Origin of the sequence: Stappia taiwanensis (genome assembly GCF_014635285.1) — a bacterium.
Taxonomy (GTDB): Bacteria; Pseudomonadota; Alphaproteobacteria; order Rhizobiales; family Stappiaceae; genus Stappia; species Stappia taiwanensis.
This window is the reverse complement of sequence record NZ_BMCR01000008.1, coordinates 151,736-173,920: the sequence shown is the minus strand read 5'-3', so window position 1 is coordinate 173,920 and position 22,185 is coordinate 151,736. Positions and strand designations below refer to the sequence as shown.

At 65.8% G+C, this 22,185-nt stretch carries 24 protein-coding genes; 18 read left to right on the top strand and 6 right to left on the bottom strand.

Annotation, left to right across the window (positions count from 1 at the left end; genetic code table 11):
• Nucleotides 1-8: 8 nt before the first annotated feature.
• From IEV83_RS17285 to IEV83_RS17220, 14 genes are all read left to right on the top strand, one after another.
• Nucleotides 9-2,312, top strand: a complete 2,304-nt coding sequence (locus IEV83_RS17285) for a xanthine dehydrogenase family protein molybdopterin-binding subunit (protein WP_244628229.1) — start codon at nt 9-11, stop codon at nt 2,310-2,312.
• The gene (locus IEV83_RS17280) at nt 2,312-3,268 is read left to right on the top strand and encodes a dihydrodipicolinate synthase family protein (RefSeq protein WP_181760132.1); all 957 of its coding nucleotides are present in this window, start codon (nt 2,312-2,314) and stop codon (nt 3,266-3,268) included. The genes IEV83_RS17285 and IEV83_RS17280 overlap by 1 nt, the downstream gene beginning before the upstream one ends.
• 52 nt (nt 3,269-3,320) lie before the next feature.
• Nucleotides 3,321-3,872, top strand: a complete 552-nt coding sequence (locus IEV83_RS17275; RefSeq protein ID WP_181760131.1) for a 3-hydroxyanthranilate 3,4-dioxygenase — start codon at nt 3,321-3,323, stop codon at nt 3,870-3,872.
• Nucleotides 3,873-3,943: 71 nt separating this feature from the next.
• Nucleotides 3,944-5,110: an ABC transporter substrate-binding protein gene (locus IEV83_RS17270; protein WP_181760130.1), complete on the top strand. Its 1,167-nt coding sequence runs from the start codon at nt 3,944-3,946 to the stop codon at nt 5,108-5,110.
• A gap of 49 nt (nt 5,111-5,159) precedes the next feature.
• Nucleotides 5,160-6,062: an MBL fold metallo-hydrolase gene (locus IEV83_RS17265; RefSeq protein WP_181760129.1), complete on the top strand. Its 903-nt coding sequence runs from the start codon at nt 5,160-5,162 to the stop codon at nt 6,060-6,062.
• A 161-nt stretch (nt 6,063-6,223) separates the two neighbouring features.
• Nucleotides 6,224-7,390: an ABC transporter substrate-binding protein gene (locus IEV83_RS17260; RefSeq protein WP_181760128.1), complete on the top strand. Its 1,167-nt coding sequence runs from the start codon at nt 6,224-6,226 to the stop codon at nt 7,388-7,390.
• A gap of 84 nt (nt 7,391-7,474) precedes the next feature.
• On the top strand, nt 7,475-8,389 hold the full coding sequence (locus tag IEV83_RS17255) for a branched-chain amino acid ABC transporter permease (protein WP_181760127.1): 915 nt from the start codon (nt 7,475-7,477) through the stop codon (nt 8,387-8,389).
• Between the two features lie 52 nt (nt 8,390-8,441).
• The gene (locus tag IEV83_RS17250; protein WP_181760126.1) at nt 8,442-9,425 is read left to right on the top strand and encodes a branched-chain amino acid ABC transporter permease; all 984 of its coding nucleotides are present in this window, start codon (nt 8,442-8,444) and stop codon (nt 9,423-9,425) included.
• Between the two features lie 50 nt (nt 9,426-9,475).
• Complete coding sequence (locus tag IEV83_RS17245) at nt 9,476-10,180, top strand: ABC transporter ATP-binding protein (protein WP_371873484.1); 705 nt, start codon at nt 9,476-9,478, stop codon at nt 10,178-10,180.
• Nucleotides 10,174-10,875 carry an ABC transporter ATP-binding protein gene (locus IEV83_RS17240; RefSeq protein WP_181760124.1) on the top strand — a complete coding sequence of 234 codons (702 nt, stop codon included), beginning with the start codon at nt 10,174-10,176 and terminating at the stop codon, nt 10,873-10,875. The genes IEV83_RS17245 and IEV83_RS17240 overlap by 7 nt, the downstream gene beginning before the upstream one ends.
• Complete coding sequence (locus IEV83_RS17235) at nt 10,862-11,695, top strand: aspartate dehydrogenase (RefSeq protein ID WP_181760123.1); 834 nt, start codon at nt 10,862-10,864, stop codon at nt 11,693-11,695. Before IEV83_RS17240 ends, IEV83_RS17235 begins: the two co-directional genes overlap by 14 nt.
• 79 nt (nt 11,696-11,774) lie before the next feature.
• Nucleotides 11,775-12,263, top strand: coding sequence for an SRPBCC family protein (locus IEV83_RS17230; protein WP_181760122.1), 489 nt, complete (start codon nt 11,775-11,777; stop codon nt 12,261-12,263).
• A gap of 21 nt (nt 12,264-12,284) precedes the next feature.
• On the top strand, nt 12,285-12,755 hold the full coding sequence (locus tag IEV83_RS17225) for a (2Fe-2S)-binding protein (RefSeq protein ID WP_181760121.1): 471 nt from the start codon (nt 12,285-12,287) through the stop codon (nt 12,753-12,755).
• Nucleotides 12,752-13,558: an FAD binding domain-containing protein gene (locus tag IEV83_RS17220; protein WP_181760120.1), complete on the top strand. Its 807-nt coding sequence runs from the start codon at nt 12,752-12,754 to the stop codon at nt 13,556-13,558. Before IEV83_RS17225 ends, IEV83_RS17220 begins: the two co-directional genes overlap by 4 nt.
• On the opposite strand, the gene IEV83_RS17215 is transcribed toward IEV83_RS17220, so the two are convergent.
• A complete protein-coding gene (locus IEV83_RS17215; RefSeq protein WP_188478619.1) occupies nt 13,555-14,604 on the bottom strand; it encodes an META domain-containing protein in 1,050 nt (349 codons plus the stop codon). The two genes, IEV83_RS17220 and IEV83_RS17215, sit on opposite strands and share 4 nt — an antisense overlap.
• 153 nt (nt 14,605-14,757) lie before the next feature.
• Between IEV83_RS17215 and IEV83_RS17210 the strand changes: the two genes are divergently transcribed.
• Together IEV83_RS17210 and IEV83_RS17205 are read left to right on the top strand one after the other, a co-directional pair.
• The gene (locus IEV83_RS17210) at nt 14,758-15,303 is read left to right on the top strand and encodes a DUF924 family protein (protein ID WP_181760118.1); all 546 of its coding nucleotides are present in this window, start codon (nt 14,758-14,760) and stop codon (nt 15,301-15,303) included.
• Nucleotides 15,304-15,427: 124 nt separating this feature from the next.
• A complete protein-coding gene (locus tag IEV83_RS17205; protein ID WP_181760117.1) occupies nt 15,428-15,997 on the top strand; it encodes a UbiX family flavin prenyltransferase in 570 nt (189 codons plus the stop codon).
• Nucleotides 15,998-16,019: 22 nt separating this feature from the next.
• On the opposite strand, the gene IEV83_RS17200 is transcribed toward IEV83_RS17205, so the two are convergent.
• Nucleotides 16,020-16,928 carry a LysR family transcriptional regulator gene (locus tag IEV83_RS17200; RefSeq protein WP_209003222.1) on the bottom strand — a complete coding sequence of 303 codons (909 nt, stop codon included), beginning with the start codon at nt 16,926-16,928 and terminating at the stop codon, nt 16,020-16,022.
• Between the two features lie 180 nt (nt 16,929-17,108).
• Here IEV83_RS17200 and IEV83_RS17195 point away from each other — a divergent pair, with 180 nt between their 5' ends.
• Both IEV83_RS17195 and IEV83_RS17190 read left to right on the top strand, forming a co-directional pair.
• Nucleotides 17,109-18,212 carry an alkene reductase gene (locus tag IEV83_RS17195; protein WP_181760116.1) on the top strand — a complete coding sequence of 368 codons (1,104 nt, stop codon included), beginning with the start codon at nt 17,109-17,111 and terminating at the stop codon, nt 18,210-18,212.
• A complete protein-coding gene (locus tag IEV83_RS17190; RefSeq protein ID WP_209003221.1) occupies nt 18,209-18,559 on the top strand; it encodes a cupin domain-containing protein in 351 nt (116 codons plus the stop codon). The genes IEV83_RS17195 and IEV83_RS17190 overlap by 4 nt, the downstream gene beginning before the upstream one ends.
• Nucleotides 18,560-18,629: 70 nt before the next feature.
• On the opposite strand, the gene IEV83_RS17185 is transcribed toward IEV83_RS17190, so the two are convergent.
• From IEV83_RS17185 to IEV83_RS17170, 4 genes are all read right to left on the bottom strand, one after another.
• The gene (locus IEV83_RS17185; RefSeq protein WP_181760115.1) at nt 18,630-19,187 is read right to left on the bottom strand and encodes a VOC family protein; all 558 of its coding nucleotides are present in this window, start codon (nt 19,185-19,187) and stop codon (nt 18,630-18,632) included.
• 96 nt (nt 19,188-19,283) lie between these two features.
• Nucleotides 19,284-19,490: a DUF2783 domain-containing protein gene (locus IEV83_RS17180; protein WP_181760114.1), complete on the bottom strand. Its 207-nt coding sequence runs from the start codon at nt 19,488-19,490 to the stop codon at nt 19,284-19,286.
• A gap of 10 nt (nt 19,491-19,500) precedes the next feature.
• A complete protein-coding gene (locus tag IEV83_RS17175; RefSeq protein WP_181760113.1) occupies nt 19,501-21,111 on the bottom strand; it encodes an FAD-dependent oxidoreductase in 1,611 nt (536 codons plus the stop codon).
• Between the two features lie 70 nt (nt 21,112-21,181).
• Nucleotides 21,182-22,141, bottom strand: coding sequence for an MBL fold metallo-hydrolase (locus tag IEV83_RS17170; protein ID WP_181760112.1), 960 nt, complete (start codon nt 22,139-22,141; stop codon nt 21,182-21,184).
• Between the last annotated feature and the right edge of the window lie 44 nt (nt 22,142-22,185).

Here is a 22,185-nt window from a genome sequence, read left to right as displayed (position 1 = left end):
AACCTCTCTTGGACGCGAACGGACAGATCGACAAGGCCGGAAAGAGCTGGATGGGTGAGGCCCTGCGCCGGCGCGAGGACCGGCGGCTTGTCACCGGCCAGGGCCGCTATGTCGACGATCTGACCCCGGAGGGCTGCCTTCATCTGGAATTCGTCCGCAGCCAGTTCGCCCATGGCGAGATCGTCGAGCTGGATCTGGAGGAGGCCCGCGCCCTCGATGGTGTGGTGGCGGTTTTCACCGCGGCCGATCTTGCCGGTCTCGGCGCTGCGGCAATCAATCTTCTGATCCCCGATGTCCGCCCGCAGCCGATGCATGTGCTGGCGGCGGAGCGGGTCGAGGCGGTCGGCCAGCCGGTCGCGGCGATTGTCGCCACCTCACGGGCGATTGCCCGCGACGCGGCGCAGCTCGCCGGACTGGACATCGAGCCCTTGTCCGTTGCCTCGGGAGAGGACCGCCCGGAGGTCCTGACCCCCGAGGTGCTGAGCCATGACTGGCGGTCCGGCGATGCGGATGCGGCCTTCGCAGCCGCCGATCATGTGGTTGGCGTCACGGTTGAGCACTCCCTGCTGGCGCCGATGGCGCTGGAGCCGCGCGCCGCGCTGGCCGACTGGCGGGAGGGGCGGCTGACCGCCTGGCTCTCGACCCAGACGCCGCACCGGGCGCGGGATGATCTCGCCCGCATGCTGGCTTTGCCGCTGGCGCAGGTCCGCGTGATCGCGCCGGATGTGGGCGGGGCCTTCGGCGGCAAGGCATCGATCTATCCCGAGGATGTGATGGTGGCCTTTGCCGCGCGCCGGCTCGGTGCGCCGGTCAAGTGGTGCGCCACCCGCAGCGACGACCTTCTGGCGGCAACCCACGGGCGCGGTGCCACCACCTCCGGCGAGCTGGCTGTTGCCGCCGACGGCACGGTTTTGGGGCTGCGGGCGAAGCTCGCCTTCCAGCTCGGAAGCTGGATGCCGTTCAGCGCGGTGATCCCGGCCCGCAACGCCGGGCGGATCCTGCCCGGGCCCTATCGGGTCGAGGACATCGATATCGGCGCGAAAGGGTATTTCGCCAATCGCGCGGCCGTTGGCATTTATCGCGGCGCCGGCCGGCCGGAAGCGACCATGCTGATGGAGCGGCTGATGGACGAGGCCGCTCGCGTCCTGTCGCTCGATCCGCTGGAGTTCCGCCGGCGCAATCTGATTGCCGCCGACGCTTTCCCCTATGCGACGCCGACCGGCGAAACGCTTGATTCCGGCAACTATCAAGCTTTGGTCGACATGGCGCGGCATCATGCCGGCTACGACGCCCTGCGTGCCCGTCAGGCGGAGCTGCGCCGGGATGGCAAGATCTTCGGCATCGGCGTCAGTCTTTACATCGAGCCCTGCGGCCAGGGCTGGGAGAGCGCCACCGCGTCGCTCTGCCGCGACGGCACGATCATCGCCGCGACCGGATCGAGCGCACAGGGGCAGGGCCGGGAAACCGCGTTTTCGCAGATTGTCGCCGATCTGATGCGTGTCTCGCCGGAGCGGGTGACCGTGCGCCATGGCGACACCGGCGAGAGCCCGACCGGCATTGGCGCGCTCGCCAGCCGCAGTACCGCGATTGGCGGCGGCGCCATGGTCCGGGCCTGTGAGGGGCTGCTGGAGCAGATCCGCCGGGCCGGGGCGGAACTCCTGCAGTGCGGCGAAGACGAGATCGTACCGGGTGACGCCGGGGTTTCCGTCGCCAGCGATCAAGGGCGCATGGCCACCTGGGAAGCGTTGGCCGGGCATCTGCTCGGACCGGAAACAGGGGATCCCAAGGAGGCGGCGCTGTGTTCCTCCGTGGTCTTCCACGCCGATGGCGAGGCCTGGGCCAGCGGCTGCTGCATTGCCTCCGTCATCATCGACGAAGACACCGGAACGCCCACCATCGACGAGGTGGTCTGGGTGGATGACGCCGGCGTGGTGCTCAATCCGATGCTGGTGCGCGGGCAGCTTGTCGGCGGCATGGCGCAGGGCCTCGGCGAAGCGCTGATGGAGCGCATCGTCTATGACGAGGATGGCCAGATGCTGACCGGCTCGCTGATGGATTACGCGGTGCCGCGCGCTGCCGACATTCCCCCGGTCCGGATCGAGAAGATCGAAACACCCTCCCCAACCAATCCGCTCGGCGCCAAGGGCGTTGGCGAGGCGGGATGCATCGGCATCCCGGCGGCCATCGTCAACGCGGTCGGCGATGCGCTTTCTCCCTTCGGGGTGCGCGGCCTGCAAATGCCGCTCACCAGCGAACGAATCTGGCGTGCCATGCATGACGCAGCCGGCCGCCGCAGCAACGTGGATCAGTGATGAAATACACGAAGAAAGACGCCAAGGCCTATTCGCGGCAGACCATGAAGGGGATCTGGGCCGCCGCGCTGACCCCCTTCACCGAGACGCTTGCCATCGACGAGGAGGGCGTGCGCCGCAACTTCGATCACTGGATCGAGGATCTGAAGATCGACGGCTTTTTTGTCGCCGGCAAGCAGGGCGAGTTCTTCTCCATGTCGCTGGAAGAGCGCAAGCGCAGCTTCGATCTGGCTGTGGAGGCCTGTGACGGCCGCGCCCAGACCATCATGTCCTGTTCGGACCAGAACATGGATGTGGTGATCGACCTCGCCCGGCACGCCCAGAAGGCGGGCGCCGACTACATCGTCGTGCACGCGCCGATCCTGCACTTCTTCAAGGAGCAGGACGAGACCCTCTACAACTACTACCGCACCATCGCCGACAAGGTCGATATCGGTATCGCCTTGTGGAGCCACCCGGACAGCGGCTATCTGATGAGCCCCGAGCTGTGTAACCGTCTGGCGGATATCGAGAATGTGGTGGCAATCAAGTATAGCGTTCCCCGGCCGATGTACACGGAACTGAACCGGCTCGCCGGCGACCGCATCCTGGTCAGCACCGCGTCGGAAGAGGAGTGGCTGGACAACATCCTGGAGCTGGGCTGGCAGCTCTATCTCTGCTCCTCGCCGCCGTACCTGATCCAGAGCAAGCATGATCTGAGGATGCGTGAGTACACCGATCTGGCCTTCCGGGGTGAGGCGGACAAGGCGCGGGCCCTGCGCGACAGCCTCGATCCGGTGCGGGCGGCGCTCAAGGGCACCCGTCCGGCGGAAAAGCCCCATGCCCATCAGAAATACTGGCAGGACCTGCTCGGCCAGGTCGGTGGCGCGGTACGCCCGCCGCTGCTGTCGCTGACGGAGGAGGAGAAGCGGGCGACCCGCGCCGCCTTCGAGGCCTGCGGCCTGAAAATGAGCTGACACATCGCCCGGGCCGGAGAGGACCGGACCGGGCGCCCCAGGGAGGAAGACAATGAGCACCAAGCGGCGCCTTTCGGCATTCAGCTTTTCCAAGTGGATCGACGAACATCAGCATCTGTTGAAGCCGCCGGTCGGCAACCAGCAGATCTGGGAAGATGCGGACATGATGGTGACGGTGGTCGGCGGCCCGAACCAGCGCACCGATTACCATGACGATCCGGTCGAGGAGTTCTTCTACCAGCTCAAGGGCGACATGCTCTTGAAGGTGATCGACAACGGCGATTTCTACGACGTGCCGATCCGCGAGGGAGAGATCTTCCTGCTGCCGCCGCATGTGCGCCATTCGCCGCAGCGCCCGCAGGAAGGGTCGGTCGGCCTTGTGGTGGAGCCCAAGCGCGCAGCCGATCAGAAGGACGCGTTCGAATGGTACTGCTTTGAGTGCAGTGCCCTGGTGAAGCGGGTCGAGGTCTCCCTGCAGAGCATCGTGCGCGACCTGCCGCCGATCTATCAGGCCTTCTATGCCGATGAGGCCGCGCGCACCTGTCCCGGTTGCGGCGCCATCCATCCGGGCAAGCTGCCGCCGGAGGGCTGGGTCGCGCTCTGACGCGCCAGCGGCACATCACGCATGAACCGGGCGCCTGGCGCCGATTCCTGTTCGGGAGAGAAAGAAGAACAATGTTGAAGAGCCTTCTGTCGACCGCCGTCGCGGCGACCCTGTGCACATCCGCCGCCCTGGCCGCCGATCCGGTCAAGATCGGCATGATCACCACCTTGTCGGGCCCCGCCGGCTATCTCGGTCAGGACATTCGCGACGGCTTCCAGCTGGCGATCGACATGGAAGGGGGCAAGCTTGGCGACGTCCCGGTCGACGTGCTGGTGGAGGACGATGCGCTGAAGCCGGGCAGCGGCCGGCAGATCGCCGACCGGTTCCTCAACGACGAAGGCGTCAAGCTGTTCACCGGCATCGTCTTTTCCAACGTGGCCGGTGCCACCGTCCCGGAAATCCTCGATGCCGGGGCGATCTTCGTCAGCCCCAATGCCGGCCCCTCCGAATTCGCCGGCAAGGAGTGCCACAAGAACTACTTCGTCCTGTCCTGGCTGACCGACACCATGCAGGGCAGCGCCGGCCGCAATGCCAGCGACCTCGGGTACAAGAACGCCTTCGTGCTGGCGCCGAACTATCAGGCCGGCAAGGATGCCATCACCGGTTTCAAGCGCTACTTCGACGGTGAGATCGCCGGGGAGATCTACACCCGCCTTGATCAGACCGATTTTGCCGCCGAAATGGCGCAGATCAAGGCCGCCAATCCGGATGTGGTGTTCCAGTTCCAGCCCGGCGGGCTCGGCATCGCCTTCCTGCGCCAGTACCAGCAGGCCGGCCTTCTCGGCAGCATTCCGATGGTGATCGCCGAACCGTCCATGGATCACGCGATCCTGAAGGCGGTGGGCGATGCCGCCGAGGGGCTCAATGTTTCCGGCGCCTGGAATGTCGATCTCGACAACGACACCAACCGCGCTTTCGTGGCCAGCTTCGAGGAAGCCTATGGACGGGCGCCGACCATGTATGCGGCGCAAGGCTATGACACTGCGCTGGCCATCGCCTCGGCTCTCAAAGAGACCGGCGGCGACGTGGACGACACGGAGGCCTTCCGCGCGGCGATGCTGGCAACAGAATTCCAAAGCACTCGCGGCAGCTTCAGCTTCGGCACGAACCAGCATCCGGTGCAGGACTGGTACGCCATGCAGGTGGTGCGCGACGATGCCGGGAAGCTGGCGCTGAAGACGCGCAAGCAGCTCATGGCCGCCCATGGCGACCCGTTCGCCGCCGATTGCGACCTTTGAGGACCTCGGGGCGATGAAGGTCATCCGGCGGCATATTGCGGACTGCGGCATGGATCTGGACCGTCTGGAGATCGGTAAGGTGCGGGTGACCTGCCTGCCGGATCTGGCGGATGTCGCCTGGCCGGCGGCGGCGATCTTCGGCGGCATGACACAGGCGGATCTGGTGGCGGCCGAAGCGGTGTCTCCGGCGGGCACGGTGGATGCCGCCGCCGGCACCGTCCGGCTCAGCTTCAACTGCTATGTGGTCGAGACCCCGACCTTCACCGCCCTGATCGACGGCGGGATTGGCAATGGCAAGAACCGGCCCGACCGGCCGGCCTGGCATATGCGCGAAACGCCCTTCTTGCAGGCGCTGGCCGCCATCGGTATCGCACCGGAAGACGTCGACATCGTCATCAACACCCACCTTCATGCCGATCATGTCGGCTGGAACACGGTGCGCGATGGCGAGGTCTGGCGTCCCACCTTTCCCAACGCCCGCTATGTGGTCGCGGCGCGTGAACTGGCGCACTGGACAGCCGTTCACGCGCAAACGCCGGACGGCGACACCCTGCACGGGGCGTTTGCCGACAGCGTGCTGCCGATCGTCGAAACCGTCGGGTTCGAGGAGGTCGCGCCGGATGCGGACGTCGCGCCGGGCCTGCGTCTGCGCCCGGCGCCGGGGCATTGCCCGGGCATGGTCGTGGTCGCGCTCGACACCGGCGCGGGCGACATCCTGTTCCTCGCCGACGCGGTACACCACCCGCTGCAACTGGCCGATGAGCGCGTCGTCAGCAACTTTTGCGAGGACCCGGATCTGGCCCGCGAGACCCGGCGTGCCCTGCTCGCCGAGGCCGCCAGCGGCGACACCATTCTCGCGCCTTACCACTTTCCCGCGCCTGTCTTCGGTCGGCTGAAGGCGGATGCGGGCGGTTTCCGGTTCGAGCCACTGGAAATCGCGCAAGAAGCATAGCCGGCACAGCAAAAGACGCCGCGAAACGGCGCCAACCGGATCCTCCGTCCGGCTTCCCCATCGGGAGCTTCCGGCGGACCGGTCTTTCAGAAGGGATGAGCCTGCGGCGACCGACCCACACCCGGTGGCAAGCCGCTGCATTGCATTGGAGGAGAGGACACATGAGTTTCAAAGGGTCTGTGCTGGCACTCGCGGCCACCGCGCTGGTGGCGCTGCCGGCTTCCGCCGAACCTGTGAAGATCGGCATGATCACCACCTTGTCCGGTCCCGCCGGCTATCTCGGCCAGGACATTCGCGATGGCTTCAAGCTGGCGATGGAGATGGAAGGGGGCACCCTTGGTGGGGTGCCGGCCGAACTGATCGTCGAGGATGACGGGCTGAAGCCCGGCAACGGCCGCCAGATCGCCGAACGCCTGATTACCAACGAGGGCGTCAAGCTGTTCACCGGCATCGTCTTTTCCAATGTGGCCGGCGCCACCGTGCCGGACATCGTCGATTCCGGTGGGTTTTATCTGAGCCCGAACGCAGGCCCCTCGAACCTGGCCGGCAAGGGCTGCCACGAGAACTATTTCGTCGTCTCCTGGCAGAACGATTCCCTGCATGAGAGCGCGGGCCAGAACGCCACCAACCTTGGCTACAAATCCGCCTTCGTGCTGGCGCCGAACTATCAGGCGGGCAAGGACGCGATTGCCGGCTTCAAGCGCTATTTCAAGGGCGATATCGTCGGCGAGATCTACACCAGCCTCGACCAGACCGACTTTGCCGCCGAAATGGCGCAGATCCGCGCCGCCAAGCCGGAGGCGGTGTTCCAGTTCCACCCCGGCGGGCTCGGCATCGCCTTCCTGCGCCAGTATCAGCAGGCCGGCCTCTCTGAGACGGTGCCGATGGTGGTGGCCGCGCCGTCGATGGATGGGGTGACGCTGGCCGCCGTCGGCGATGCGGCGCTCGGGCTGAATGTTTCCAGCCACTGGAACTCGGATTTCGACAATCCGGCCAATGCGGCATTCATGAAAGCCTGGACCGCCGCCTATGACCGCCCGGCGACCTACTATGCCAGCCAGGGCTACGACACCGCGCTGGCGATGGCCTCGGCGCTGAAGGCGACCGGTGGCAGCCTCGATGATCCGGCGGCGTTCCGCGAGGCGCTGCGCAAGGCCGATTTCGCGTCCGTGCGCGGCAAGTTCGCCTTCGGCCCGAACCAGCATCCGGTGCAGAACTGGTACGCGCTCAAGGTCGAAAAGGGCGCGGATGGCAAACCGGAGCTCAAGACCGTCGGCCAGGTGTTCGAGGATCGCGGCGACACCTACGCCGCCGAGTGCAAGATGTAAGCCGGCAAAAGGCCCCATCCGACATGCAGGGGGCGGCGCAAGCGCCGTCTCCCTTTCTGACACCGCTTTCGGGACCCATCGGTGATGACGCTTTTTCTCGAACAACTGCTGAATGGAATGCAGCTTGGCGTGACCTTGTTCCTGCTCGCCGCCGGGCTGACGCTGATCTTTGGCATCATGGGCGTCATCAACCTCGCCCATGGGTCGATCTACATGATCGGCGCCTATGCCGGCACCTATGTTGCGGCGACCACCGGCTCGTTCCTGCTCGGCATTCCCGCAGGCCTTGCCGCCGCCGCCCTTACCGGTATTGCGGTGGAGTTTCTGGTGGTGCGCCAACTCTATGACCGCGATCACCTCGATCAGGTGCTGGCGACCTTCGGCCTGATCCTGATCTTCAATCAGGCGATCACCATGATCTTTGGCCGCCAGCCCCTGTTCGTGGGCCTGCCGGACGCGCTCAGCGGCTCGGTCGAGCTGTTGCCGGGCCTGTTCTACCCGCTCTACCGGTTGGCGATCATCGCCGTCGGGCTGCTGGTGGCCGCCGGCCTCTACCTGCTAATCAACCGCACACGGGTGGGCATGCTGGTCAGGGCCGGCTCCACCAACCGAGAGATGGTGCGGGCGCTCGGTGTCGACATCCGCCTGCTCTACACCGCCGTCTTCGCCCTTGGCGCCCTGCTCGCCGGGCTTGCCGGCTACATGGCCGGCCCGATCCTCGCGGTGCAGGTGGGCATGGGCGAGCAGATCCTGATCACTACCTTCGTGGTGGTCGTCATCGGCGGCGTCGGCTCGGTCAAGGGCGCCTTCTACGCCAGCCTCCTGCTCGGGGTCACCGACACCGCCTTGCGGGCCTATCTGCCCGGCCTTCTGCGCCAGGTGATGGTCGGCCCGGAAGCCGATGCGCTCGGCGCGGGCATCTCCTCCATGGGGATCTACCTGCTGATGGCGATCGTCCTGCTGATCCGGCCCAAGGGGCTCTTTGCGGGAAACACTTAAGGCGCCTCTTCGAAACGGCGAACCGTTCCAACTCGCGGCACTGGTCAAGAACATGAGAACCCCCATCACCACATATCTTTCGCTGGCGGTGCTGCTGGTCCTGCTCGTCGCGCTGCCGACGCTGGCGGATCTGGCGAACTATCCGGCCTTCACCTCGGTGGCGACGCGCGTGCTGATCTATGGCATTGCCGCCGCCAGCCTCAACTTCGTGCTTGGCTTCGGCGGAATGGTCAGCTTCGGCCACGCGGCCTTCTTCGGCATCGGCGGCTATGTCGTCGGCATTCTGTACCAGCACTATTCGCTGGGCGAGCCGCTGTTCGGGGTCTTTCCCGGCTCCAACCAGTTGCTGGTCACCGTGCCGCTGGCGGTGCTGGTGAGCGGCGCGATGGCAGCTCTGATCGGCGCCTTGTCCCTGCGCACCGGCGGTGTGCAGTTCATCATGATCACCCTGGCCTTCGCGCAGATGCTGTTCTTCCTGTTCGTGTCGTTGAAGACCTATGGCGGCGACGATGGTCTGATCATCCGCAGGGCGAATGAGCTTGGCGGGCTGAACCTGCGCGACCGCCCCACCATGTATTACCTCTGCCTGACGATTGCCGTCTCGTTCCTCTTCCTCCTGTGGCGGATCGTCAATTCCCGCTTCGGCAATGTGCTGATCGGCCTCAGGCAGAGCGAACGGCGCATGGCCGCGCTCGGCCTGTCCGCCTATCGCTACAAGCTGGCGGCCTTCGTCATCTCCGGCATGGGCTGCGGTCTGGCCGGGGCGCTGATGGCCAATTTCATGCGCTATGTCAGCCCGGACATGATGCACTGGACCAAATCCGGCGAGCTGATGGTGATGGTGATCCTCGGCGGTGTCGGCACCCTGTTCGGGCCGTTCATCGGCGCCGGTGCCTTCATCATGCTGGAATCGCTGCTCGCCGCCTGGACCGAAAACTGGCAGCTCGGCCTCGGCTTCATCCTGTTGCTGCTGGTGCTTTACACCAATGGCGGGCTCCAGGCCCTGTTCTCCCGCCTGTTCCGGAGGGACGCATGACCCGGCCGATCCTCAATGTCACCGGCCTTGCCAAGCGCTTTGGCGGGTTGGTGGCCACCGACAATGTCAGCATCGACGTCCGCCCGGGCGAAATTCACGCCCTGATCGGGCCGAATGGCGCCGGCAAGACCACCTTGATCAGCCAGTTGCTTGGCGAGTTGCCCCATGATGCGGGCAGCATCGAACTGGAGGGCCGCGAGATCGGCAACCTGTCGACCGCCCGGCGGGTGCATCTTGGCCTCGCCCGGACCTTTCAGGTGACCTGTCTGCTGCCGGACTACACGGTGCTCGACAACGTGGCCATCGCCATCCAGCTGCGTCAGGGCCACAGCTTCCGCTTCTGGGGGAATGTGCGCAAGGACAACGCCTTGCGGAAGAAGGCGCGCGGCTTCCTGCGCGATGCCGGGCTCGACGACCGGGCGGAGGTGGTCACCGCCAACCTCTCCCATGGCGAGCAGAAGCAGCTTGAGTTGGCCGTGGCGCTGGCGACGGAGCCCCGGGTCTTGTTGCTGGATGAGCCGATGGCCGGGCTCGGCCATGTGGAGAGCGAACAGATGATCGCCATGCTGCGCGGCTGCAAGGAGCGCGTCAGCATGATCCTGGTCGAGCATGACATGGACGCGGTGTTCGCGCTGGCCGACCGGGTGTCGGTGCTGGTCTACGGGCGGATCATCGCCACCGGCACCGTGGAGGAAATCCGCGAGAACGCCGAGGTGCGCACGGCCTATCTGGGCGAGGGAGAGGACCTATGCTGAGCGTTTCCCGTCTGCAATCCGCCTATGGCCGGAGCCAGGTCCTGTTCGATGTCGAGCTTGAGGTCGGCGATGGCGAGGTGGTCACCCTGCTCGGCCGCAACGGCATGGGCAAGACCACGACCGTCCGCTCGATCATGGGCCTGTTGAAGCCGATGGACGGTGACATCCGCTTTGGCGGGCGCGAGGTGGCGGGCGCCACCCCGGAATCCATTGCCCGGCTTGGCGTCGGTCTGGTGCCGGAGGGCCGGCAGACCTTTGCCACCTTGACCGTGCGCGAGAACCTGGTGGCCACCGCGGCCAATCGGCTCGGCCGGCCGCGCCCCTGGACGCTCGACCGGGTCTATGACCTCTTCCCCCGCTTGCGCGAGCGGGCCAGGCAGACCGCCGGCACCCTGTCCGGCGGCGAGCAGCAGATGCTGGTCGTCGGCCGGGCGCTGATGACCAACCCGAAACTCCTGATCCTCGATGAGGCGACCGAGGGGCTGGCGCCGGTGATCCGCGCGGAAATCTGGGCCTGCATCGAAGCGCTCAAGGCCGAGGGACAGTCGATCCTGCTGATCGACAAGAACCTCGGCGTTCTGAAGCGCATCGCCGACCGGCACTACATCCTGGAAAAAGGGCGGACGGTCTGGTCCGGATCGAGCGACGACCTGACCCGCAACGCCGAACTGGTGCAGGGCTATGTCGGTCTCTAGTGCGGTGCTCCCTGTGCGTCGTTTGCGGCTCGGCTTCATTGGCTGGGGGGCGATTGCCGCCCGGGTCGGTGAGTTGCTCGCCGCGAGAGACCTTCCCGGTGTCGAGATTGTCGCCGTGGCGGTGCGCGATCCCGATGCCGCTCGCGCCGGACTTCCGGCGGGCGCCCGGCTGCTGCACGGGCCGGAGGATCTGGCCGGGCTCGACCTCGATCTGGTGATCGAGGCGGCGGGCCGGCCGGCGGTGGCGATCTGGGGTGAGGCGGCGCTCTGGCACGCGGGCGCCTTCGCGGTCTCCTCCACCAGCGCCTTTTGCGACGATGCGCTGTTTTCCCGGCTTTTGGCGACGGCGCGCGAGACCGGGGGGCAACTGATCGTGCCGCCCGGCGCGCTCGGCGGCATGGATGCGCTTGCCGCCGCCTCCGCTCTTGAGCTTGAGGCCGTGACCCACACCATCACCAAACCGCCGCGCGCCTGGGCCGGGACGCCGGCGGAAGCCTGCTTCGACCCGCACACCCTGGCCGAGCGCTTGGTTTTCTTTTCCGGCACCGCGCGCGAGGCGGCCGACCGCTTTCCGCAAAACGCCAATGTGGCGGTGATCTCGGCGCTGGCCGGCCTTGGCCTCGAACGCACCCGGATCGAGTTGGTCGCCGACCCCGCCGCGACGCTGAACAGCCACGCGGTCGCGGCTCATGGCGCCTTCGGGCGGCTCGACGTGCGGCTGGAAAATGAGCCGCTGCCGGACAACCCGAAATCCTCGCAGATGACGGCGCTCAGCCTGCTGCGGCTGATCGAGAACCGAACCGTGCCGCTGGTCTTCTGACCGGTTTGCTCCTCCCCAAATCTGGCCTGCCTCCGAACCAAGCCTGCCCCCAAACCAAGTCTGAAAGGATGCCGACCCCATGGAAATGGCGAACACCCGGCGCATCGATGCTTCACGTGAAACGGTCTGGGCCGCGATCCAGGATCCGGCGATGCTGGAAAAATGCATCCCCGGATGCAAGGAGGTCGAGAAGCTGTCCGATACGGAGATGACGGCGGTGGTGGTGCTCAAGGTCGGGCCGGTGAAGGCGACCTTCAAGGGCAAGGTGCAGTTCGAGAATGTTGCCGCCCCGGCCAGCCTGACCCTGGTCGGTGAAGGCACCGGCGGCATCGCCGGCCATGCCAAGGGTTCCGCCGATGTGGAGCTTGCGGAAGAGGACGGGGCAACCGTTCTGAGCTACCGGATCAAGGCACAGATCGGCGGCCGCATCGCCCAGCTTGGCGCGCGGCTGATCGATTCCACCACGCAGAAGCTCGCTGCCGAGTTCTTCAACCGGCTTGAGGCGGAATTCGCCGAGGGTGGGGACGCGGATACGGCACTGGAACCGGCGCTGAGCGCGGCCGGCTGACCCGGGTGGGATGAAGGACAGATGACCCGACTGACCCTAGAACTCAATGGCCGGACGGTCTCTGACGATGTCGAGGATCGGACCCTGCTCGTCGATTTCCTGCGCGCCCGGCAAGGGCAGACCGGAACCCATGTGGGCTGCGACACCAGCCAGTGTGGCGCCTGCGTCGTGCATGTGGATGGCATCTCGGTCAAATCCTGCAACATGCTGGCGCTGCAATGCGCCGGCCGCAAGGTGACCACCGTGGAGGGGCTGGCCCAGGACGGGGCCTTGCATCCCATGCAACAGGCCTTTCACGAGAACCACGGCCTGCAATGCGGCTTTTGCACCCCCGGCATGATCATGTCGGCCATCGACATGGTCGAGCGTCATGGCGCCGCGCTCGATGAGGCGACCGTGCGTCATGAGCTGGAGGGAAACATCTGCCGCTGCACGGGCTATGAGAACATCGTCAAGGCGATCCTTGTCGGCGCGAAGGTGATGACCGCATGAACGGCTTTGCGTATCTGACACCGGGTGATCTGGCCGAGGCGCTGGCGCTTCTGCGTCAGGGGGACGAGGCCAGCCCGCTGGCCGGCGGGCAGACCCTGGTGCCGACCATGAAACAGGGGCTGGCCGCCCCGGAGACCCTGATCGATCTGGGCGGTCTTGCCGAACTGGCGGGCCTGAGGGTGACGCCGACCCATGTGGAGGTTGGCGCCATGTGCCCCCATGCGGTGGTTGCCGCCGATCCGGAGGTTCGGGCGGCCTGCCCGGCGCTCGCCGATCTCGCCGGCATGATTGGCGATGCGCAGGTGCGCAATCGCGGCACCATCGGCGGTTCGATTGCCAACAACGATCCGGCGGCGGATTATCCGGCGGCCTGTCTGGGGCTGAATGCGGTGATCCGCACCGACCGCCGGGACATTGACGCCGATGACTTCTTCCTCAGCATGTTCGATACCGCGCTGGAACCGGGGGAGCTGATCGTCAGCGTTGCCTTTCCGCGCTGCCGCGAGGCTGCCTATCTGAAGTTCCGCAATCCGGCATCACGTTTCGCCCTGGCCGGGGTTTTCCTCGCCCGCCATGAAGATGGCGTGCGCATCGCCGTGACCGGCGCCGGAACGGATGGGGTGTTTCGCTGGAGCGAGGCGGAAGCGGCGCTCGGCCGCGAGTTCACCGCAACGGCGCTGGCCGGGCTGGCGGTGCCGGTGGAGGACATGCTGGGAGACCTCCACGCGGCGGCCGATTATCGGGCTCATCTCGTCAAGGTGCTGACAGCGCGCGCACTGGCGGCCATCAGCCAAAGAGCCTAGCGGCGGGCGAGGATGGTCCGGCCATCGCCCGCGATCAGCCGAAGCGCGCCGTCCTTGGTGATATCGAAGCGCTGCACTCCGCTCAGGATCTCCAGGAAGGCCGCCTCCTGGGTCATCAGGGCGGGGGCACAGGCCATGTTGGTGACCCCCGCCGGGCCGACGGTCAGACTTTCGCCAGTCAATTGGTAGCCGGCGTTGTAGCGGTTACAGCCGGACCGGCCGTAGAGGTGGCCGTCGGCGGTAAACTCCAGGGTGGTGTTAGAGAAGTCTATGATCCCGGCGGACCCGATATCTTCCACCGTCCACGCCGCGCCGATGATGAGATCGGCCGGGCGACCACCGCAGCCGTTCAGGGACCGGTCGCCGATCTCAAGGGTCACGCGCATCGGATAGGGCATGCCGCTCATGTCGTCATGGCAAAGCGCGTCGGTGATCGTCACGGCGAGGTCGCGGCCATCTTCGGTTCTAGTGTGATAGGCCTTTGTCTTGTCTTGGGTTTCAGGTTCGCCGATCGGCGCGGATGTGGTGTCGGAACCATAGTCGAGGCTCAGCAGGAATCGGTCTCCTGCCATCTTCAGAGACCACCCCGGCTCGTTGCCGGCCGCGGTGAAGGCCGGCAAGGCGGCCTCATCTTCCACCCGTACCAGCATCAACATGCCCAGGTCGTTTTTGCTTTTGCCCGGATCGATCGAATGGACCTCGTCCGTGGTCCAGAGCAACCGGCCATCCGGTTGGGTGATGTGGCCACGCACCGCGTAGCGCTGTCCGGGCTGAAAAGCGCTGTCGTCGACAATGAACTCGAACGGCAGCGGCACCTGGCGCCCGTCCGCCTGGTACTGGTATTCGGCCAGCACAGGTGCCGCCTGATCGGCGATGGAAATCTCGCGCAGCTCTACCTTGACCATGCTGTCAGGCGGCAGCGCCACCCGCTGGGGATAGGTGAGGGCACCGGTCACGGTCACCTCGGCGGCGGCCGCCGGCAGGGCGCCGAACAGGAGACCGGCAGTGAGGGCCGCTGACAGAAGTCCGGCAATCGAAGGGCGCATGCCTGGGGGTCCCTTGCGGTTATGGGGGTTTCAGGCCATTCATGCCTGATGGATGATCCATGCCGATGAAAAGGGACGAATTCAGGGCCTTTGCCGGCTATTTCCACCGGTGATCTGTCCCTGGCCGTTGTTTCCCGTGAGGAGGTTTTGCCCATGACCGTCAGGAGTGCCTCGGAAATCCTCGACTTCTGGTTCTCCGATGCTGTTGAACAAGCATGGTTTGCCCGTAGCGAGGCGGTCGACCGGGAGATCGCCGAGCGGTTTTCCGCCACCTATGAGGCGGCGCGTGCGGGCGAGCTCGATGGCTGGAAGGGGGCGGCGGACAGCGCCCTGGCCCTGACCATTTCTCTCGATCAGTTCCCGCGCAATCTGTTTCGTGGTTCGGCCCGTGCCTTTGAAAGCGATCCGCTGGCACTGGCCTCGGCCAAGCATGGGCTGGCGCAAGGGTATGATCAGGCGGTCGGCGACAGGCAGCGGCAGTTCTTCTACCTGCCCTTGATGCACAGCGAGGATCTTGACGACCAGACCCGGTGCGTCGCGCTTTATCGCGATCTGGGCGATGAACATGCGCTGGGCTTCGCCATTGAGCATCGGGACATCATTGCCCGGTTCGGCCGGTTCCCGCATCGCAATAAGGCGCTCGGCCGGCGCAACACCGAGGCCGAGGCGGCCTTTCTGGAACATCATTCCGGGTTCTGACGGGACGGCCCCGCTTAAGGGGCCCCGCATTGGCTGGCGTGTGCGGGCAATCCATGGTGTATGACGCGGGCCGGTAGCCGGTTCGGCCGGATGCCGAGTTGCCAATCCCTCCAGAGGTGAAAGCGTGTCGAAAAAGCGGATCATCGTCGCCATCACAGGGGCCTCCGGCCATGTCTATGCCATCCGCCTGCTGGAGATCCTGCGGGCGCTGGAGGTGGAGACCCATCTCGTCATGACCCGGGCGGCGATGGTGACGCTGGCCCATGAATCGGAGCTGAAGGTGCCGGAGGTGCAGGCCAAGGCCGATTTCGTCCATGCCAACGAGGATGTCGGCGCGGCGATTGCCAGCGGGTCGTTCCGAACCCAGGGCATGATCGTTGCCCCCTGTTCGGTCAAGACGCTGGGGGAAATCGCCTCCGGCATTGGCGGAAGCCTGGTGACGCGGGCCGCGGATGTGGCGCTGAAGGAGCGGCGCCGGCTGGTGCTGATGGTGCGCGAAACCCCGCTGCACCTCGGCCATTGCCGCAACATGGTGGCGGTGACCGAAATGGGCGCCGTGGTCATGCCGCCGGTGCCGGCCTTCTACGCGCGGCCGGCGAGCATTGACGATATCGTCGAGCATACGGTCGGGCGGGTGCTCGACCAGTTCGATATCGACAGCGGGACGCTGAAGCGCTGGAAGGACACGCCGTAGCGGGACGGGGTGCTCCCCGGCGTCAGACCTTCCCGGGCCTCATGCAGAGGGCAAGGCTCTCGCTGATCTTGTCGATCAGGGCGCGCACCCGGCGCGGCTGAACCTCCGACTGGGGATAAACGATCTGTAGGGCGGTTTCGCCGGCGGAATACTCGGAAAGCAGTTCCACCAGCGCGCCGGAGGCCAGATCGGCCTCCACGTCCCACACCGATTTGAAGGCGATGCCGTGGCCATCGCGGCACCAGTGCCGTACCAGGCCGCCGTCATTGGCGATCCGCTGGCCGCGCACCAGCACCTTCGTCATCTTGCCATCGATCCGGAACGGCCATTCCCGGTCGATGTGCTGGCCGAACCGCATAAGAATGCACTGATGGTCCGCAAGATCCGTTGGCGTTTGCGGCGTGCCATGGACCGCGAGGTAAGCAGGAGCGGCACAGACGATCCGCCGATTGGTGCCAAGCGAGCGCGCCCGCAAACTGCTGTCGGCCAGCGTTCCGTGCCGGACGGCGAAATCCAGCCCCTGCGCCACCAGGTCCACGTAGCCGTCTGTCAGGTTGAGATCGACGGTCACCTCCTGGTTTTCCGCCAGATAGGCGTCGATCACCGGGACGATGCAGCGGCGGCCAAGATCCTCCGGTGCGCTGAGGCGGACCGGACCGGACAGACGCTCCGTGCCGAGGCGAATGCGTGCATCTAGCTCTTCGGCCTCCGCCAGCAGCCGCCGGGCGCCCTGAACCAGCAGCCGTCCTTCGTCGGTCAGGTTGATCGCCCGGGTCGTGCGGGTGAGCAGCGTCGCGCCGTAGTGCCGCTCCAGCGCCGCAAGCTTTTCCGAGACCGAGGCGGGAGACAGGCCAGTCTCGCGCCCCGCGGCGGCCAGCCCCTGCTTCTCGACAATGCGCAGGAAGAGACGCAGGTGTTCAAGGTTGATCATTCGATCTTTCCGAATTGTGAATTCTGATTCTAACGAATTATCAGGAAATCCGGCAAGGATTACCTTCTTGCAGGAAAATGAAGGGGTATTGCAACACGATGCCAATGCCCTTCGCTGAAGCGGGGAACTGGCCCCAACCGGTTTGCCCGCGCTCCCTGATGCGCTTGATGGAGACTTCGCATGAAGGCAAATCTGTTTACGCCGCTGTCGCTCGGGTCGCTGACCCTGCCGAACCGCATCGTCATGGCGCCAATGACCCGGGCGCGCACGGATCAGCCGGGCAATGTGCCCAATGGGATGATGGCGGAGTATTACGCCCAGCGGGCCAGCGCCGGGTTGATCGTCACCGAGGCAACGCAGATCTCGCCCCAGGGGCAGGGCTATTCCTTCACCCCGGGCATCCACACGCCCGCGCAGGTCGCCGGCTGGAGGCGGGTGACCGATGCGGTTCATGCGGCGAGCGGGCGGATTTTTCTCCAGCTCTGGCATGTGGGCCGGATGAGCCACGGCAGTTTCCACGCCGATGGCCGGCCGGTGGCGCCTTCGGCACTGTCGCCGGAGGCCCAGGTCTGGGTGGTCGATCCGCAGACCGGACAGGGCGGCATGGTCGATTGTCCGGTGCCACGGGCACTCGCGACCGGCGAGATTGCCGGGATCGTGGAGGATTTTCGCAAAGGCGCGGCCAATGCCATGGCCGCCGGTTTCGACGGGGTCGAGATCCATGGCGCCAACGGTTACCTGATCGACCAGTTCCTGCGCCGCTCCTCCAACCATCGCGCGGATCGCTATGGCGGCGATCAGGCAAACCGCATCCGCTTCCTGATCGAGGTGGCCGAGGCGGTGGCGGCGGAAGCGGGGCCGGATCGCACGGGGCTCCGCCTGTCGCCCTTCATCACCCAGCGCAACATGGCCGATGACGAGATCATCCCGACCATGCTGAAGGCGGCGCGAGAGCTGGACCGCCTCGGTCTCGCCTACATCCATCTGTCCGAGGCGGATTGGGAGGATGCGCCGCAAATCCCGCAGGACTTCCGCCATGCGCTGCGCGCGGCCTATTCCGGGCGGATCATCGTCGCCGGAAAATATACCCGCGATCGGGGCGCGCGGATCCTTGGCGAGGGGCTCTCCGATCTCGTCGCCTATGGCCGGCCGTTCATCGCCAATCCGGATCTGGTGCGGCGTTTCCGCGAGGATCTGCCGCTGGCGGACTATGACGGCGCCACCCTGTTTGGCGGCGACGCCACCGGATATTCCACCTATCCGGCGCTTGAGGAGGTGGCGTGAGCGCCCGGCGGCTTGCCGTGGATCCTGTCCCGATGGAGGCCGGTGACCGGATCGGTACCGATCTGGTGCTGGCGGAAAACGGTCTTCAGATCTGGCATATTCGCCTCGCACCGGGGGAGACCTTGCCGGCCCATCGCCACGATCGCCCCTATTTCTGGACGGTGCTGACCGATGGCAAGGCCCGCTCGCGCTATGGCAATGGCGAGGTGCTGGATGTGGTCTACCAGGCCGGCGACACCCGGTATTTCCCGGATTTGTCGTCGAAAGCCGCTTTTGTCCATGATCTCACCAACACCGGCGATGCGGAGCTTGTCTTCGTCACCGCTGTCCTCGGCGGGCAAGCCTAGGCGGAGTTTTCGAGCGGAATGCCTCACCCGGCGCGGCGATCTGTGCCGGGTGAGGGCCTTGCGGGTCGGCTCAGGTGGGGCTGGGCGCGTCCTTGCCCAGCTCCTTGGCGTGCAGCCAATCGGCGTGGTGCGGGGCGCGCTTGGTCTTCGACCATTCCTCCAGCATGTCCCATTTCACCGCATCGAGCTTCTTCAGCATGGCCTCTTCCGCCGGATCGGGGCAGGCCAGTTCCACCCGGTGGCCATTGGGGTCGAAGAAATAGATCGAGTGGAAGATCGAATGGTCGGTGACGCCGAGCACGTCGATGCCGTTCTTCTCCAGCTTCTCCTTGAAGGCCAGCAGCGTGTCCCGGTCCTTCACCTTGAAGGCAATATGCTGCACCCATTCCGGCGTGTTCGGGTCGCGGCCCATCTCCGGCTTGGTCGGCAGCTCGAAAAAGGCAAGCACATTGCCGTTCCCCGCATCGAGGAACACATGCATGTATGGGTCCGGCTCATGGGTCGAGGGCACCTTGTCCTCGGCAATCGCCAGCACGAAATCCATGTTCAGGTTGTCGACATACCAGTTGACCGTCTCCTTCGCGTCCTTGCAGCGATAGGCGACATGGTGGATCTGCTCGATTTTCATCTGTCGTTCCTCCGTCATGTGTTCGGCAGCGCGTTTGCGGTGTTGGTCCGGCGCTTGCGGGAGGGGGCTCCTTCGCCCCTTGAGCAAATGCGCCTGTCAGCCGGGTTTCACCGCGGTCAAGGCGGCCCGCAGCACGTCGCGGTCGCCGATGTGGTTGGCCAACACCAGCACGAGCCGGGCGTTGAGCGCCTCGCTTTCCTCGCGGCTCAGCCCCTCGTGCAAGGCGAGCAGCTCGGCGTAGAACCCGTCCGGGTCCGTAAGGTTCGGTTCAAGAGTGAGCGTTTTGGGCGTTGTTGCTGTCATGATGCGCTCCTCACGCCTGTCCGGTTGCGGTTCGGACCGCCTGCGCCACGGCATCGGCATCGAAGGTGGTCCAGCGCGCGGCCACATGCTGGTCGGGCCGCATCAGGTAGACGGCGCTTTGCGCCCCGCCGAGATAGCGCGCAGCCAGCGCCCCGCTCGGGTCGTCATTGGTGGAAAGGGCAAGCCGGGTGACCGTGATGCCGCCGACATCCAGCTTGTTCGGGGCCTCTGCATCGATGGTCAGGAGCTGGAAATCGCCGCCGAGCCGGTCGAGAAGCCAGCCGTCGCCAACCGGAGCGTCGCTGGCCGGTGCGCCGGGGCGCGTGCGGGCCGGCAATTCGGCGGCGTCAGGGCCGTTCAGCGGCGAACCGTCATAGACAGCCGGCAGCGACAGGCGGCCGGAGTTGACCAGAGGCCGGGCGAAGGCATGCTGTTCGGCCAGATCGAGTACCGCATCGCGGAACACCCGGCTGGCATGGCTCTTCGGGGTGATGAAATCGGTGGAGCGCGAGGAATTGAGGATGTTCTCGTCGGCGGCGAACACCCGCTCCGCGTCATAGCTGTCGAGCAGGCTGTCCGGCGCCAGCCCGTCGAGGACGAGCTTCAGCTTCCAGATGAGATTGTCCGTGTCCTGAAAGCCGGAATTGGCGCCGCGCGCGCCGAACGGCGAGACCTGATGCGCCGCGTCGCCGGCGAAGATCACCCGGCCATGGCGGAACCGCTCCATCCGTCGACACTGGAACGTGTAGATCGACACCCATTCCAGCTCGTAGGCCGTGTCTTCGCCAAGCATCGCCTTCAGCTTCGGGGCGATCCGCGCCGGGTCCTTTTCCGCCTCCCGGTCGATGTCCCAGCCCAGTTGCAGATCGATGCGCCAGACATCGTCCGGCTGCTTGTGCAGAAGTGCCGATTGTCCCTTGTTGAAGGGCGGATCGAACCAGAACCAGCGTTCGGTCGGGAAATCCGCCTTCATCACCACATCGGCGATCAGGAAATTGTCCTCGAACACCCGGCCAAGGAAATCGAGACCGAGCATGGCGCGCGTCGGCGAGCCGGCCCCATCGCAGGCGATCAGCCAGTCCGCATTGAGGCTGTAGGGCCCCTCCGGCGTGTCGACGGTGAGGCGCACGCCTGCCGCCTCATGGTCGATGGCGGTGACCTTGTTGCCGCCGCGCAGCTCGATCGGCTTGCCCTCGGCCTCAAGCTCCCGGACCCGGTCGACCAGATACTCTTCCAGATAATACTGCTGCAGGTTGATGAAGGCCGGGCGCTTGTGCCCTCCCTCCGGCAAGAGGTTGAAGTCGTAGACCTTGCGGTCATCGAAGAACACCTTGCCCACATTCCAGACGACGCCCTTGTCGACCATGGCATCGCCGCAGCCGAGCCGGTCGAGGATTTCCAGCGGTCGCTTGGCGAAACAGATCGCCCGCGAGCCCCAGCTCACCTTGTCGTTCTCATCGAGCACGACCACCGGAACGCCGGCCTGGGCAAGGTCGATGGCGGCGGCAAGCCCGACCGGGCCGGCGCCGAGCACCACCGCCGGATGGCGGGCGGGCGTCGCCGCATCCTGATCGGCCACGCGCCGATAGGGGTAGAGCGGCGTTTCGAAAATCTTGGTCATGTCTCCTCCCGAGAGAACCTGAAGCCGGCAAGGCATCCGGCGACCTCCACCGCCGGATGCCTTCTCCCCGTCAGCCCTGCAGGGCCTCCCACATTTCCTTGTCGCGCTGGGCGGTCCAGATGCGCGGCGTGTCGATGTCGCGCGCCTCGTCATAGGCACGGGCGACATTGAACGGCAGGCAATGCTCGTAGATCGCGTAATCGGAGAATTTCGGGTCGCATTCGGCGCGGGCCGCGTCCCAGGCTTCCTTTAGCGAGCCGCCGCGCATCGCCACCTGGGCCACAGGGCGGTAGGTGGACGTGACGAAATCGCTGGTGGCGTCGAGGGCGGCGTTGACCATCTCCTTGCCGACCAGCGCGTCGCCGCGACCGGGGGCGATGGCATCCACGTCCCAGGCGCGGATTTCTTCCAGCGTGCCCGGCCAGTCGTGGAAATGGCCGTCGCCGCAGTAGCAGGCCGAGTGGTACTCGACGATATCGCCGGTGAACATCACGTTCTCGTCCGGCACGTAGATGACGATGTCGCCGGCGGTATGCGCCCGGCCCAGGAACATCAGGTCGACCCGCCGGTTGCCGAGATAGACCGACATGCGGTCGTTGAAGGTGGTGGTCGGCCAGGTGAGCGGCGGAATCTGCTCCACCGTGTCATAGCCCTGGAACAGGCGCGGGAAGCGCATGAACTCGGATTCGCGATCCTCCGCCCCGCGTTCCACCACCATGGAGCGGGCCTTCTCGCTCATGATGATGTTCGGCGCGTTGTAGGCGGCGGCACCGAGCACCCGCACCGCGTGATAGTGGGTGAGCGCCAGATGGGTGATCGGCTTGTCGGTCACCTCGCGCACCTTCTCGATCACCTTGTTGGCAAGGCGCGGGGTGGCCTGCGCCTCGATGATCATGACGCTGTCGTCACCGATGATGACACCGGTGTTCGGGTCTCCCTCGGCGGTAAAGGCCCAAAGGTCCCTGCCGATCTCGGTGAAGGAGATGTTCTTTTCGCTCATGTCGCCTTGGGAGGCGAATGCCTTGGCCATGCTGGTCTCCTGGTCGTCTCGTCTTTCGCCGGGCCGTCCGACCG

Excerpts from the sequence above, each read along its gene's own strand:
- IEV83_RS17265 (WP_181760129.1), top strand. The coding sequence starts at position 5,160 with ATGGATCTGGACCGTCTGGAGATCGGTAAGGTGCGGGTGACCTGCCTG.
- IEV83_RS17200 (WP_209003222.1), bottom strand. The coding sequence starts at position 16,928 with ATGATCAACCTTGAACACCTGCGTCTCTTCCTGCGCATTGTCGAGAAG.
- IEV83_RS17185 (WP_181760115.1), bottom strand. The coding sequence starts at position 19,187 with ATGAAAATCGAGCAGATCCACCATGTCGCCTATCGCTGCAAGGACGCG.
- IEV83_RS17235 (WP_181760123.1), top strand. The coding sequence starts at position 10,862 with ATGTCGGTCTCTAGTGCGGTGCTCCCTGTGCGTCGTTTGCGGCTCGGC.
- IEV83_RS17240 (WP_181760124.1), top strand. The coding sequence starts at position 10,174 with ATGCTGAGCGTTTCCCGTCTGCAATCCGCCTATGGCCGGAGCCAGGTC.
- IEV83_RS17215 (WP_188478619.1), bottom strand. The coding sequence starts at position 14,604 with ATGCGCCCTTCGATTGCCGGACTTCTGTCAGCGGCCCTCACTGCCGGT.
- IEV83_RS17210 (WP_181760118.1), top strand. The coding sequence starts at position 14,758 with ATGACCGTCAGGAGTGCCTCGGAAATCCTCGACTTCTGGTTCTCCGAT.
- IEV83_RS17180 (WP_181760114.1), bottom strand. The coding sequence starts at position 19,490 with ATGACAGCAACAACGCCCAAAACGCTCACTCTTGAACCGAACCTTACG.
- IEV83_RS17230 (WP_181760122.1), top strand. The coding sequence starts at position 11,775 with ATGGAAATGGCGAACACCCGGCGCATCGATGCTTCACGTGAAACGGTC.
- IEV83_RS17175 (WP_181760113.1), bottom strand. The coding sequence starts at position 21,111 with ATGACCAAGATTTTCGAAACGCCGCTCTACCCCTATCGGCGCGTGGCC.
- IEV83_RS17170 (WP_181760112.1), bottom strand. The coding sequence starts at position 22,141 with ATGGCCAAGGCATTCGCCTCCCAAGGCGACATGAGCGAAAAGAACATC.
- IEV83_RS17280 (WP_181760132.1), top strand. The coding sequence starts at position 2,312 with ATGAAATACACGAAGAAAGACGCCAAGGCCTATTCGCGGCAGACCATG.
- IEV83_RS17250 (WP_181760126.1), top strand. The coding sequence starts at position 8,442 with ATGAGAACCCCCATCACCACATATCTTTCGCTGGCGGTGCTGCTGGTC.
- IEV83_RS17275 (WP_181760131.1), top strand. The coding sequence starts at position 3,321 with ATGAGCACCAAGCGGCGCCTTTCGGCATTCAGCTTTTCCAAGTGGATC.
- IEV83_RS17270 (WP_181760130.1), top strand. The coding sequence starts at position 3,944 with ATGTTGAAGAGCCTTCTGTCGACCGCCGTCGCGGCGACCCTGTGCACA.
- IEV83_RS17220 (WP_181760120.1), top strand. The coding sequence starts at position 12,752 with ATGAACGGCTTTGCGTATCTGACACCGGGTGATCTGGCCGAGGCGCTG.
- IEV83_RS17255 (WP_181760127.1), top strand. The coding sequence starts at position 7,475 with ATGACGCTTTTTCTCGAACAACTGCTGAATGGAATGCAGCTTGGCGTG.
- IEV83_RS17195 (WP_181760116.1), top strand. The coding sequence starts at position 17,109 with ATGAAGGCAAATCTGTTTACGCCGCTGTCGCTCGGGTCGCTGACCCTG.
- IEV83_RS17260 (WP_181760128.1), top strand. The coding sequence starts at position 6,224 with ATGAGTTTCAAAGGGTCTGTGCTGGCACTCGCGGCCACCGCGCTGGTG.
- IEV83_RS17225 (WP_181760121.1), top strand. The coding sequence starts at position 12,285 with ATGACCCGACTGACCCTAGAACTCAATGGCCGGACGGTCTCTGACGAT.